The organism is Eggerthella sinensis (assembly GCF_003339815.1).
GTDB classification, from domain to species: Bacteria; Actinomycetota; Coriobacteriia; order Coriobacteriales; family Eggerthellaceae; genus Eggerthella; species Eggerthella sinensis.
The window spans coordinates 36,699-48,959 of sequence record NZ_PPTT01000006.1 but is presented as its reverse complement, the minus strand read 5'-3'; the positions used below and the strand labels follow the sequence as shown (position 1 = coordinate 48,959).

Genomic DNA, 12,261 nt, shown 5'->3' with positions numbered 1-12,261 from the left:
GAACCTCATGGAATACCGCCGACTGGGAAAGACCGGGCTCATGGTGAGCGAGATCGGCTTCGGCGCCGAGTGGATGGAGAAGAAGTCGGCCGCCGAGGTGCGCGCCGTGACCGCGCGCTGCGAGGAAGCGGGCATCAACATCCTCGATTGCTGGATGGCCGGCCCCGACGTGCGCAGCAACCTGGGCGCCGCCCTCGCCGACACGCGCGATAGCTGGATCATCCAGGGGCACATCGGCTCCACCTGGCAGGACGGGCAGTACGTGCGCACGCGCGACATGGATCTCGTGCGTCCCGCCTTCGAAGACCTGCTCGCGCGCCTCGGCACCGACCACGTGGAGCTCGGCATGATCCACTACGTGGACGATGTCGACGAGTACGAGGGCATCATGGCCGGCCCGTTCATCGACTACGTGCGCGCGCTCAAGGCCGCGGGCACCATCGAGCACATCGGGCTGTCCACCCACAGCCCCGAAGTGGGCAAGCGCGCCGCCCTCTCCGGCGAGATCGAGATGATCATGTTCAGCGTGAACCCCGCCTTCGACCTGCTGCCGGCATCGACGAGCCTCGAGACCGCCTTCGCGTTCGACTACGATGATACCCTCGGGGGCATGGACCCCGCGCGCGCCGAGCTGTACGCCCTCTGCGAGCGCGAGGACGTCGGCATCACCGTCATGAAGGGCTACGCCGGCGGCCGCCTGTTCAACGCCGAGGCTTCGCCCTTCGGCGTGGCGATGACGCCCGTGCAGTGCATCCACTACGCGCTCACCCGCCCGGCCGCGGCCAGCATCATGGCCGGCTTCGACGAGCCGACGCACGTCGACGACGCGGTGGCCTACGAGAGCGCCTCCGACGAGCAGAAAGACTACGCGAGCGTGCTCGCCGACGCGCCGAAGCACGCCTACTTCGGGCAGTGCACGTACTGCGGCCACTGCGCCCCGTGCACGGCCGGCATCGACATCGCCACCGTCAACAAGTTCTACGACCTGGCCGTCATGGCCGACGAGGTGCCCGCCTCGGTGCGCGCGCACTACCGCGCGCTCGACGCGCGCGCCGACGACTGCACGGCCTGCGAAGCCTGCGAGCCGCGCTGCCCCTTCGGCGTGCCCATAGCCGAGCGCATGGCGCTGGCGTCGGCCCTGTTCGCCTAGCGACCCGCGGCCTGCGGCCCGCGCAGCATGCACAGGTCGCGCAGCACGCCGCCGATGTCGGCGTCGAGGGCGAGCACCCGCGCGCCCAGCTCGCGCGGCGCGTACGCCTCGCCGCGGTTGACGCACGCGTAGAAGGCTCGCGGGTTGCGGGCGGCCATCCGCCAGAAGGGGTACTTGACGATGCCCGGCGTGTTGCCGCCAACGCCCAGCTCGAGCAGGAGGAGGCGGTCGCTCGCGTGCGCCTCCGCGAACGCCTCGTAGCGCGCACGGGCCGCATGCCAGCCCTCGTCTTCGACGAACGTCCCGTCGATGCGCAGGTTCATGGCCATCGGCGCACCGCACACGGGGCAGCGCGGCAGCAGCTCCGAGGGAACGCGCATGTTCCGCTGCTCGGCCGCCATGCGCCGCACGGCGGCCTCGTTGTCGTAGGTGCCCCGATGGCAGGGCTTCGAGCACTGCCACAGCCCGTAGTCGCCCTGCAGGTAGCACAGCCGCGCCCGATCGATGCCCGCCCGCTGGAACTGATGGTCGACGTTCGTGGTGAGCACGAAGAAGTCGCGCCCTTCCAGCAGGTTCAGCAAATCGCGGTAGGGGCGGCCCACCGGCGCGTCGTAGCGGTTCACCATGATGTGGCGGCTCCACCAGGCCCAATACTCCTCAGGCGTGGCGAAGGGATAGAAGCCGCCCGCGTACATGTCGCGGATGCCGTAGGCCGCGTGGAAGTCGGCGAAGTACCGCATGAAGCGCTCGCCGCCGTAGGTCAGCCCCGCCGACGTCGACAGCCCCGCTCCTGCGCCCACGAGCACGGCGTCGGCCGCGTCGAGGGCTTCCGCCAGACGTTCCACCTGCCCCGTCTGTTCCGGCGCGCACGTCACGAGCGCCGCTCGATCGCATCGTGCGGGCACACCTCGGCGCACCGGCCGCAGCGCAGGCAGTGCACCTGGGCGATCTCGTAGGGCGACCCCGTCGCGATGCACTGCTCGGGGCACGCCTCCGCGCACGTCCCGCACCCGACGCACCGGTCGGTGATGACGAACCCCGCGACGGCTTCGCGCGCGCTGCCCAGCGCGAAGGGCACGCGCACGATGGGCGTGCCGCTCAGGTCGAAGTACTCGCCCTGCGCGTCCTGCAGGTAGAACGCCTCCAGCACGTAGCGCGAGTCGCCGGGATAGAGCTCCTGCATGGACGGGTTGAGCTCGAAGATGCGGTCGACGAGCCGATGCTGCTCGACCTCGTCGTCGGGATGCTCCACCGCGCCGCGCAGCCGGCACGTGCGGAAGTCGGGCGACTGCCCCACGATGGCCACGAAGCGCGTGCGCATGACGTCGGCGTAGAACGCCTTGCCGCGCGCCGCGACGAAATACAGCCGGCCGCCCTCCACCATCATCACGTCGATGATGCGCACCGCCGGCAGACCCGCCTCGTCCGTCGTGGCGAAGGCCACGTCGCGCACCTCGCGCAGAAACCGCAGGCAGTACCCCGCATCGATATCGTCCGTACGCGGCACCTGTTCCATAGCGACCATCCCTTCCCGGCTGTTCCGCCGTTTGTCTCGTCGACTCGTCGTGCGCTACGCGTCCCCGAGGGCGCGTTCGAAGTTCTCGCGCATGGCCGCCAGCACCCTGCACATCGTCTCCTGCTCTTCGGCGTCGATGCCCCGGCTCTGCACGGCAAGCAGCTCGCGCGAGATGGCGGCAAAATCGCCCCGCAGCTCCTGGCCGCGCGCGGTCAGCGACACCACGGTGGCGCGCCGATCGTCGGCGCGCTTCTCGGTGCGCACGTACCCGGCGGCCGCCAGCTTCTTGACGAGCGCCGTCACCGTGGAGGGGTCGCGGCCGATGGCGTGCGCCAGCTCCTGCATGGAGCGCTCGTCCGACGCGAACAGCTGCGCGAGGATGTCGCCGTGCGACGGCGCGATGCCCGTCAACCCGCGCGCCTTCAGCTGCGCCGCGATGAACCGGTTCGCCTGCGCAACCGTCACCGAAAGCCGATGCACCACATCGTCCATGCCCGCTCCTTCCCTTCCGTCCGTCCCCGCATTATACTTTGATGTCAAAGTATTTCAAGCGACATCCCGGGAAACGCCTCTGCCGCTCGCCGAATGGGGTTGGGGCTCTTTCGCATACGAACTGGTATAATAGGGGTGCTGATCTGCGACGTCTTTTCGACGCGACGGAGCCGCACCCACCGTTTCCCCACCCATCCGTCGGAGGTTGCCATGTACGCTTGCGGAGATACCGTCGTCTATCGCCATCACGTCTGCGAAGTGGCCGCGCTGCGCGAGGACTACTTCGAGGGCAAGGACTACTTCGAGCTGCGCACGCTGTTCGAGAACTCCCTCAAGCTGTTCGTGGCCGTCGACGAGGCCGCGCCGCCCACCCTGCGTCCCGTCATGACGAAGCACGAGGCCCTCGCCCTCATCGATTCCATGGCCGACGCCGACTCCATCGACGAGGAGACGCTGCGGCCCGACGCGCCCACGCCCACGCTGCTCGAGCGGCGTTTCAAGGAGGAGTACGAGCGCCGGCTGAAAACGTTCGCGCCGCAAGACCTCGTCCCCATCATGAAGTCCGTCCACGACCGCACGGCCCGCCGCGTCGATTCGGGCCGTCGCATCACCGCCACCGACAAGAAGTACTTCGATCTCGCCGAGGGCCTGCTGTGCGACGAGCTGGCCGTCTCGCTGTCCATTCCGCGCGACGAGGTGAAGAGCGTGCTCGTCGAGCGCGTGAAGCGCGCCGAGGCGCACCGCAGCTAGGGCTGCTGCTATACTGGCGGCAACGCTCCCCCGCGTCCGCGCCGCACCGTCCAGGAGGTTCGCCATGATCGAGATGCCCGAAGCCCTCACGCTCGCCCGCCAGATGCACGCCGCCTTCGCCGGCCACGTCATCGTGGAAGCGGAGGCGAACCATTCGCCGCACAAGTTCGCGTTCTACACGGGCGACCCCGCCACGTACGGCGCGCGCCTCGACGGGCGCCGCGTCGAGGCCGTCAAAGCCACCGGCCCCTACGTGGAGCTCGCGCTCGACGACGGCATGACCCTGCTTTTGCGCGAAGGCGTGAACGCGCGGCTGCTCGATGCGGGCGCGAAGACACCGGCGAAGCACCAGCTGCTGCTCGCCTTCGAGAACGGCGCGCGCCTCGTCTGCACGACCGCCATGTACGGCATGTTCCTCATCGCCGACACCGGGGCGGACGACGACGCGTACTACGTGGCCGCCCGCGACTGCGTCCCCGTGCTTTCGGACGCCTACGACGAGGGGCGCTTCCGCGCGCTCATCGAGGCGGCCCCGGCAAGCACGAGCGCGAAGGCCCTCCTCGCCACCGAGCAGCGCATCCCGGGCATCGGCAACGGCGTGCTGCAGGACATCCTGTTCAACGCGGGCATCAACCCGAAAACGAAGGTGCACGCCCTCGACGACGAAGACACGGCGCGCCTCTTCCGCGCGATGAAGGACACGCTTGCGGCCATGGTCGAGGAGGGCGGCCGCGACGTGGAGCGCGACCTCTACGGCAACCCCGGCGGCTACCGGTGCCTGCTGTCGGCGAACACGTGGAAGGACGGCTGCCCCGTCTGCCACGGCGCCATCGAACGCAAGCCCTACCTCGGCGGCAACGTGTACTACTGCCCCGTCTGCCAGCCGCTGCCGTAGCACCCGGGCCGCCACTCTACGGAGCGTTCATTGCGCCTGCCGCAGCGGACGCGTATCGTGGACACCCGTCAACCGATCAGGGAGGAACACCATGGACGCACGATCGACGGGCACGCTCATCCGCTCGCTGCGCGAGGAGCGAGGGCTCACGCAACGGCAGCTGGCCGACGCCCTCGGCGTCACCGACAAGGCGGTGTCGAAGTGGGAGCGCGGCGGCGGCTGCCCCGACATCGAGCTTTTGGGCGCGCTGTCCGATCACCTGGGAACTCCCGTCGAAACGCTGCTCGCCGGCACGTTGGCCGCCGACGAGCGGATGGGAGGAACCATGAAACGCACCGCATTCCGCGTATGCCCCACCTGCGGAAACATCATCACCACCACGGGCGATGCCGACGTGTCGTGCTGCGGCAGGAAGCTGCCCGCGCTCGTCGCCTTGCCCGCCGACGAGGCGCATGCCGTGCACGTCGAGCCGGTCGAGGGCGACTGGTACGTCACCTTCGACCACAAGATGAGCAAGCAGCACCACCTCGGCTTCGTCGCCGTCGTGGGCTTCGACCGCATGGCCGTCGAAAAGCTCTACCCCGAGCAGGGCGGCGAAGCGCGCCTGCCCCACCTCGCCGGCGCGAAGCTCTACACGTACTGCACGGCCCACGGCCTCATGCGGCACGAACCCGCGCGCCGCTAGCGCGCGGGGCGCATCACCGCCGCGCACGCCGTCTGCATGAGCCCGATCACCAGGTAGATCACCGAGACCGGGTTCGGCAGGTACACGAGTTCGAACAAGCACCAGACGATGAGCAGCGCACCGGCCAGCAACGCCCACGAACGCGCGCGCCCATCGCGGCGCGCGAACAGCACGGCGGCCACGAGGTTCGCCACCCCGTTCACGAGCGCGAGGGCAAGCCCCGGCCAGAACAGGTCGGCCGTCATATACGCAGGCAGCGGCATCCGCTGGATCAAGGGCACCATGAGGTCGAAGAAGCCGAAGAGCTCGTCGAACGCGGGCGGCAGGACGCCCGCGGCGCCCGCCATCATGAAGCCGCCGCACACCACCGCGCACACGCCGTTGAACACGCAGATCACCCGCACGATGCGGCGCGCCGCGTTCATGCGCGCTCCGCGCTTCCCGTCGGCACCGCGGCGGCGTCGAGCGCGCGGACGCAGGCCGTCACCGGCTCGAGCGCGGCGCGGTCGGTGGCGTCGAACCCGCCGCGCATCCCCGAGAGCATCTCGGCGGCGCGCGGGTCGTGCTCCGCGTTCTTCTCCTGCATCTTGAAGAACAGCCTCATGGCCAGCTTGTTCGGCGCGCTCAGGCGCTCGTAGGCGAACCCGCCGCGCAGGTAGAAGCGCTCCACGCCGTCGAACTCCGGCGACGGCAGCTCCTTCGCAAGTGCCTCGGCGACCATATCGTCCCACTCCACCGGCGTCGCGCCCACCGCGAACACGACGAACCGCGTCTGCGGATGCCGCTCCCGCGCGCGCACGAGCCACTTCTTGCCCGCAAGCCCGCCCGCGTGAAGCCATCCGCCCATCGCCACTATGTCGAAGCCGCTCGCATCGAACCGCGGCTCGTCGTCAAGCGACACCGCCCGGCACCCCAGCTCTTCCGCAAGCCAGGTCGCGTAGCGCTTCGTGAACCCCGTGTGCGACGAATACACCACGATCATGCTCATGCCCGTTCCTCTCCTCGAATGCCCCGTCCCGGCGCCGTATGCGCCCGCGCGAACCGCTCGACGTGCGCGGCGAGCCGCGGCTCGGCTTCCTCCCATGTCAGCCCCGCATGCATGAGCATGAACGGGACGCCCTGCAGCTCGATGGCCATCTGCGCCGCATCGTCGCGGACGAACTCGCCCGTGGCCATGAGGTGCTCGAAGACGGTGCGCTGCAGCGCCATGGGCTGCTCGACGAACACGAGGCGGTAGACGCGCCCCGCCTCCTCGCTCTCGAACTGGCTGATCACCAGCAAATGGCGCAGACGCACCATGTACGGGTCCTCGAAGAAGTAGCGAAACGACGGCAGCACCATCTCGCGCAGGCGCGCGGCGGTCATCTCCTCGTACGGCGCCGTGTCGTCGGTGACGTCGAACAGGATGCTGCGCTCGCCGAAGAATCGGCGCGTCCGCTCGAGCGCATCGTGCACGATGGCGTCGAACAGGGCCTGCTTGCCGGAGAAATGGTTGTACAGCGACGCGTCTTTGATGCCCACGGCCGACGCGATGTCGCGCACCGACACCGCATGGAAGCCGCGCGACGCGAACAGCGCGAACGCCTCCTCGACGATGCGCTCCTTCGTGTCCTTCCCTCGCATGGTCCCTCCTCTACAAAACTAGCGATTGCTAGCATAATAACTAACAATCGCTAGTTTTACAAGAGAGCAGAACGAGAACGGATGTTTCACGTGAAACATCCGGCGCACCCTTTCCGCGTCCCTACTGCTTCTGGAAGTCCTTGAGCATCTCGGCGAGGATTTCCACATGGGAGCGGCGGGCGTGGGTCGCGGTGCCCACGAGGGCCACGGACTCGTACTCGCCGTAGCGCTCGAAGAACTGCGGGACGGCCTCGCGCTCGCGCATGTCCTCGCGGTACGCGTCGGCGTAGGCGTCCCAGCCGATGTTGCCATGGATGTAGCGCTCCATCATGGTGGGCGCCGGCGCAAACAGCTTGTCGTGCACGTAGCGGCCGTGCACGATCTGCTCCACGAAATAGGCGAGGTCGTCGCGCTTCGTGAAGCCGGCAAGCTGGTTCGTGTTCTTGAGCCTCGTGTCGATCACGAGGTCGGTGTTCCAATCTTCAAGGCGCTTGAAGAACTCCTCGGCGGAGGTTTCGTAGGCGCTGATGGTATGAATGTGCATGAGCGGGCGCTCCTTCTCGTCGCGCGACGACGCGCGCGGCACGGTTGTTTCCTCGAAACGATAACGCGCGCGGGAAGCGCGCCGAGCCCGCGAGCGGCCGTTGTGGACGAATCGAGGAGGTCTCGTCAATCCGCTGCCACTCCGCCATTCTTTTCGCCCACCGGGAACGTTTCCCCTCGTACTCGGTCATTTACGCACAATATCGCACCGATTACGTATACAATGGACTTCGCATATTCAATTGATCATTGAAACGGAGCGCATTTCTTGAATACGAAAGAAGCGCTGAAATCGTTCGAACTCGACGCACGGCTGTTCTACGACGCCGTGACGTTCAGCACGGACGATTACCTCTACATCATCGACATGAGTCGCGACACGGCCCTCGTCTCCGACAACATGCGCGAGGATTTCGGTCTGCCCGACAGCCTGGTTCCGGGTCTCATCCCGCTGTGGCGCGACCTCATCGTCGAACGGGATCGCGTGCGTTTCGACGAATCGATCAACGACATGCTCTCCGGAAAAACCGACGTCCACGACGTCGAGTACCAAATCAAGAACGTCGACGACGAGAACATCTGGGTGGTGTGCCGCGGCCTCATGAAGCGCGACGAGCATAACGATCCCACGATGTTCGCCGGCGTGGTCACCTGCCTTGAGCGCAAGGGCAAGGTGGACTCGGTCACGGGCCTGTTCACGCACGACGAATGCGTCGAACTGCTCGACCGCCTCATCGGCTGCGAGTCCGAAGGCGGCGTCATGCTGCTCGGCCTCGACGACTTCTCCCGCATCAACTCGCTCAACGACCACGCGTTCGGCAACACCGTGTTGCGCCTCTTCGCCCAGTCAACGCAGCGCCTGCTCCCCGAAGGCGGCTCCATGTTCCGTCTCGACGGCGACATGTTCGCCGTAATCGTGGACGGCGCCGATCGCGCCGCCATGAAGGAGCTCTACGACGCCGTCCACATGGTGGCGAACCGCCCGCACACCATCGACGGCGTGACGTTCTTCTGCATGGCATCGGCCGGCATCGCGATGATCGGCCAGGACGCCACCACCGCGCAGGACCTGTTGCGCAACGCCGAGAGCGCGCTCGAGGAAAGCAAGCAGCGCGGCAAGAACACCTCCACGTTCTACTCGGCCGCGATGACGGCGACGAAGCTCAGGCGGCTCGAGATCAGCGACTGCATGCAATCGTCGGTGCTCGGCGGCATGAAGCACTTCGAGCTGTACTACCAGCCGCTCGTGGATGCGGAAACCATGGACCTTGCCGGCGCCGAAGCGTTGCTGCGCTGGAACTCGGAAGATCGCGGCTCGCTCTCCCCCGTCGAATTCATCCCCGTCCTCGAGTCCTACGGGCTTATCGGCCAGGTGGGACGCTGGGTGCTCGAGCAGTCGTTCGTCCAATGCAAGCGCTGGACCGAAACGCATCCCGACTTCATCATGGACGTGAACATCTCCTACCTGCAGCTGCTCGACGCGGACTTCATCCCCTTCGTGGAGCAGCTCATCGAGCGCACGGGCGTCGAGCCGTCGTCCATCGTGCTCGAAATGACCGAGAGCTACTTCGTCACCGACATGGATGCGTTGCGCGCCACGTTCGACCGCCTGCGCGCCATCGGCATCCGCATCGCCATGGACGACTTCGGCACGGGGTACTCGTCGCTCGGGCTGCTGTCGCAGTCGCCCGCCGACATCGTGAAGATCGACCGTCTGTTCATCAAGGACATCCACAAGGAATCGTTCAACCGCGCCTTCATCGACGCCGTCATCGAGCTGTGCCACAGCGTGGGCATCCGCGTCACCGTCGAAGGCGTTGAAGAACCCACCGAACTCGATGCCGTGCGTGCCATCGGCGCCGACAACATTCAGGGATTCTTCGTGTCGAGGCCCATTCCGGCCGCCAGCTTCGAGGAGCAGTTCCTCACGCCGCAGGCAGCGTCGTAGGCGTCGGTCCCTGCACGTCTTCCGCCCGCACGTCGTCCATGTCGGCGATGCGGTAGGCGCTCTTGCCCGTGCGCTTGATGCCGTAGAGGGCCTGATCGGCCGCGCGGTAAAACGATTCGTAGGAATGGGTGGGACGTCCCACCGCCACGCCGATGCTCACGCTCACGTCCGCGCACTTCTCCTTGAGGATCTCGACGCTCGCCACCACGTCGGCGCAAATGCGCTCGGCCACGCACGCGCACGGAATGTCGGGCACGAACGCGGAGAACTCGTCGCCACCGGCGCGGAACACGATGTCGGAGCACCGGAAGGAGCGCTCGAGCACGCGTGCGAAGCCCTTGAGCACCGCATCGCCCCGATCATGGCCGAACCGGTCGTTCACCAGCTTGAAGTCGTCGAGGTCGAACATGAACAGCGCGCCGCGCGTGCCCTTCCAACGCGGCTCGGCAAGCTGCCGCTCCACGAGGACGCGACCCTCGCGCACGTTGTACAAGCCCGTCAGCGGATCGCGCGTCGCCTGCAGCTCGAGGCGCTGATGCTCCTCTTTGCGCAGGTTGTCCTGGCGCGCCGTATCGGTCACATCGTGCAGGACGCACGCGCAGAACCCGGGGCGCGGCTGGTAGGTTTGTATGGAAAGATAGCGGCTTCCGGGAATGCAGCGGGTGAAGTACTGCTTGACCCCCTGCTCGGCCGTCATGCGCACGGCCTCCATCGTTGCCGCGTCCACAGCGGGAAACACCTGGGGCATCGATTTGCCCACCAGTTCCTCGCGGCGGAAACCCTCGATGCACGCGCCCGCTTCGTTGACGTACGCATACACGATATCGGACGGGAGAACGCGAAACACCACGAATGCTACGGGCATGTCCCGAAGGAAATCCCCTACCTCGCTCTTGCTCAACACGGTTGCTCAGGCACCCCTTTGCCCTCGTACGACTCCGGCTTCAACTAACGCTTGAGCAATTATACGCTATCCGATCATACTAGTCGGGATTTCGACGGAAAATCCGGGGCTCCCCCGTGTTAGCGAGCGGGTTTTTCCCTAAGCGGCGAACCCAAGCGCGCCAGCTCCCCCGCCACCGTCTCCACGAGCAGCGGCAGCGCGGCGTCCACCTTCGGCGTGAGGCCCACGGCGACCATGGCCGGCGACGGGTTCTCCACCTGCATGCCCAGGCAGAGGCCCTCGGCCTCGTAGCCCAGCAGCGTGGCGGCATCGAACAGGTCCACCAGCTTGAGGTCGTGCAGCGAGGCCGTCGCGCCCGAATGGCGCGCCATGGCGTCGGGCGCGAAGCGGAACACCGTGCCCGGCTCCGCGTCGGTGCCGTCCACGGCGTCCACCGTGATGATGACGTCGTACTCGCGCACCCGGTCGATCATGTTGAGCGTGAGGCACCCCAAGTCGAACAGCGTCACGTTGTCGGGGATGTCGTAGCGTTTGAGCAGCTCCTCGTACACCGCCGGGCCCACGCCGTCGTCGAGCATGAGCTTGTTGCCCACGCAGAACACCGCGATGGCGCGCGGCGCTTCGGCCCCTCCTTCGACGTCGCCCATCATGCACCCACCGTCGGGCGGATGACCAGGTTGTAGTACGTGGCCGCCGCCAGCATGACGACGCCCGCCGCCACGCAGACGATGCCCCAGATACGCTCGCGCTTGAGGTAGGCCTCTTTGTCCTGGCCGAGGCTGGCGGCCCGATGCGCCGCGAACGGCTGGCCCAGGATGGCGAACGCCACCGTGCCCGCCGTGAGCGTCAAGAACACGAGCGTCGCGATGACGATGGCGAGCGGCGTGCGCTCGGTGAATGCGGCGTAGAACGTGTTGTCGGCGAACAGCCAGATGGGATAGAACAGGATGGTGGCCCACATGCCGTGCGCCGGTCCCCAGATGGGCGGCAGGAACAGCGCGCCGATGTTGAGCCGGGGGATGCCTTCGAGGAAGCGCTCCTCGCGCGCGATCTGTTCGTCGGTCAATTCAGTCACAATTCGATATCCCTTTCGCACTCCGTATGATTCTCTGCCATTATAGACGAGGTAGCCCCGCACACGAGGGGGCTTTAGCCGAGCGGAAGGAGAGAGCATGAAGCTGCTGGCAATCGCCGGATCGCTGCGCGAGCACAGCTACAACCGGCAACTGGCCGAAGCGGCCCGCGCCGTCGTGAACGAGCGCCATCCCGAAGTGGAGTTCGACCTGCTCGTCTGGGACGACGTGCCCCTGATGAACCAGGATATCGAGCATCCGGCTCCCGAGGCCGTCACGCGCGTGCGCGATGCCGTGCGGGAGGCCGACGGCATCTGGCTGTTCAGCCCCGAATACAACCACGCCATACCGGGCCCCTTGAAGAACCTCCTCGACTGGCTCTCGCGCCCCGTGAGCGCCACCGAAGCCCAGGTGCTCGGGGAGAAGCCGTTCGCCCTCGCCGGGGCCAGCATCGGCATGAGCGGCGCTGCGCACGCCCAGGATCAGCTCGTGAACATGCTGAGCTTCCTCGACGCGCACGTGATGAACAAGCCGCGCCTCACCATCCCCCACATCGCCACCCAAGCCGACGAAAACGGCGAGCTCCGCCTGGAAGCCTCCGCCCCCTACCTCGAAAAACAAGCCGACGCCTTCATTAGGTTCGTGGAAAAGGAGATCAGCTAGCGCAGGCAAGGCCCCAGCG

Annotated in this window: 16 protein-coding genes; 6 read left to right on the top strand and 10 right to left on the bottom strand. The window is 66.8% G+C overall.

All coding sequences use genetic code 11. From position 1 onward, the window contains the following. Positions 1-7: 7 nt before the first annotated feature. A complete protein-coding gene (locus tag C1876_RS04805; RefSeq protein WP_114545588.1) occupies positions 8-1,150 on the top strand; it encodes an aldo/keto reductase in 1,143 nt (380 codons plus the stop codon). Here C1876_RS04805 and C1876_RS04800 read toward each other — a convergent pair. The 3 genes from C1876_RS04800 to C1876_RS04790 are packed head-to-tail and all read right to left on the bottom strand — an operon-like array spanning position 1,147 to position 3,158. Beyond that, complete coding sequence (locus C1876_RS04800; protein WP_114545587.1) at positions 1,147-2,025, bottom strand: SIR2 family NAD-dependent protein deacylase; 879 nt, start codon at positions 2,023-2,025, stop codon at positions 1,147-1,149. The genes C1876_RS04805 and C1876_RS04800 overlap by 4 nt on opposite strands. Continuing rightward, complete coding sequence (locus C1876_RS04795; protein WP_114545586.1) at positions 2,022-2,666, bottom strand: 4Fe-4S binding protein; 645 nt, start codon at positions 2,664-2,666, stop codon at positions 2,022-2,024. Before C1876_RS04795 ends, C1876_RS04800 begins: the two co-directional genes overlap by 4 nt. Before the next feature lie 54 nt (positions 2,667-2,720). After that, positions 2,721-3,158 (bottom strand): MarR family winged helix-turn-helix transcriptional regulator, encoded by a 438-nt coding sequence (locus C1876_RS04790; protein ID WP_114545585.1) that lies wholly within the window; start codon positions 3,156-3,158, stop codon positions 2,721-2,723. A gap of 210 nt (positions 3,159-3,368) precedes the next feature. On the opposite strand from C1876_RS04790, the gene C1876_RS04785 reads away from it, so the two are divergent. The 3 genes from C1876_RS04785 to C1876_RS04775 all read left to right on the top strand — a co-directional run bounded on the left by C1876_RS04785 (position 3,369) and on the right by C1876_RS04775 (position 5,488). Beyond that, on the top strand, positions 3,369-3,908 hold the full coding sequence (locus C1876_RS04785) for a CarD family transcriptional regulator (RefSeq protein ID WP_114545584.1): 540 nt from the start codon (positions 3,369-3,371) through the stop codon (positions 3,906-3,908). A gap of 64 nt (positions 3,909-3,972) precedes the next feature. Continuing rightward, complete coding sequence (locus tag C1876_RS04780) at positions 3,973-4,803, top strand: DNA-formamidopyrimidine glycosylase family protein (RefSeq protein WP_114545583.1); 831 nt, start codon at positions 3,973-3,975, stop codon at positions 4,801-4,803. 91 nt (positions 4,804-4,894) lie between these two features. Beyond that, positions 4,895-5,488: a helix-turn-helix domain-containing protein gene (locus C1876_RS04775; protein ID WP_114545582.1), complete on the top strand. Its 594-nt coding sequence runs from the start codon at positions 4,895-4,897 to the stop codon at positions 5,486-5,488. Here the strand turns inward: C1876_RS04775 and C1876_RS04770 are convergent. The 4 genes from C1876_RS04770 to C1876_RS04755 all read right to left on the bottom strand — a co-directional run bounded on the left by C1876_RS04770 (position 5,485) and on the right by C1876_RS04755 (position 7,655). Then, complete coding sequence (locus C1876_RS04770; RefSeq protein WP_114545581.1) at positions 5,485-5,913, bottom strand: hypothetical protein; 429 nt, start codon at positions 5,911-5,913, stop codon at positions 5,485-5,487. The two genes, C1876_RS04775 and C1876_RS04770, sit on opposite strands and share 4 nt — an antisense overlap. Next, positions 5,910-6,476 carry a flavodoxin domain-containing protein gene (locus C1876_RS04765; protein ID WP_114545580.1) on the bottom strand — a complete coding sequence of 189 codons (567 nt, stop codon included), beginning with the start codon at positions 6,474-6,476 and terminating at the stop codon, positions 5,910-5,912. Before C1876_RS04765 ends, C1876_RS04770 begins: the two co-directional genes overlap by 4 nt. Next, on the bottom strand, positions 6,473-7,111 hold the full coding sequence (locus tag C1876_RS04760) for a TetR/AcrR family transcriptional regulator (protein ID WP_114545579.1): 639 nt from the start codon (positions 7,109-7,111) through the stop codon (positions 6,473-6,475). The genes C1876_RS04765 and C1876_RS04760 overlap by 4 nt, the downstream gene beginning before the upstream one ends. Positions 7,112-7,232: 121 nt before the next feature. Beyond that, positions 7,233-7,655, bottom strand: coding sequence for a DUF488 domain-containing protein (locus C1876_RS04755; protein ID WP_114545699.1), 423 nt, complete (start codon positions 7,653-7,655; stop codon positions 7,233-7,235). A gap of 267 nt (positions 7,656-7,922) precedes the next feature. On the opposite strand from C1876_RS04755, the gene C1876_RS04750 reads away from it, so the two are divergent. Continuing rightward, a complete protein-coding gene (locus C1876_RS04750; protein WP_114545578.1) occupies positions 7,923-9,602 on the top strand; it encodes a bifunctional diguanylate cyclase/phosphodiesterase in 1,680 nt (559 codons plus the stop codon). Here the strand turns inward: C1876_RS04750 and C1876_RS04745 are convergent. The 3 genes from C1876_RS04745 to C1876_RS04735 form a co-directional block, all read right to left on the bottom strand. Beyond that, positions 9,580-10,467 carry a sensor domain-containing diguanylate cyclase gene (locus tag C1876_RS04745; RefSeq protein ID WP_114545577.1) on the bottom strand — a complete coding sequence of 296 codons (888 nt, stop codon included), beginning with the start codon at positions 10,465-10,467 and terminating at the stop codon, positions 9,580-9,582. The two genes, C1876_RS04750 and C1876_RS04745, sit on opposite strands and share 23 nt — an antisense overlap. Before the next feature lie 158 nt (positions 10,468-10,625). Further along, positions 10,626-11,156: a hydrogenase maturation protease gene (locus C1876_RS04740; RefSeq protein WP_244910040.1), complete on the bottom strand. Its 531-nt coding sequence runs from the start codon at positions 11,154-11,156 to the stop codon at positions 10,626-10,628. Next, on the bottom strand, positions 11,153-11,581 hold the full coding sequence (locus C1876_RS04735; RefSeq protein WP_114545576.1) for a viscotoxin-A3: 429 nt from the start codon (positions 11,579-11,581) through the stop codon (positions 11,153-11,155). The genes C1876_RS04740 and C1876_RS04735 overlap by 4 nt, the downstream gene beginning before the upstream one ends. 97 nt (positions 11,582-11,678) lie before the next feature. Between C1876_RS04735 and C1876_RS04730 the strand changes: the two genes are divergently transcribed. Beyond that, the gene (locus tag C1876_RS04730) at positions 11,679-12,242 is read left to right on the top strand and encodes an NADPH-dependent FMN reductase (RefSeq protein WP_114545575.1); all 564 of its coding nucleotides are present in this window, start codon (positions 11,679-11,681) and stop codon (positions 12,240-12,242) included. Positions 12,243-12,261: the final 19 nt, after the last annotated feature.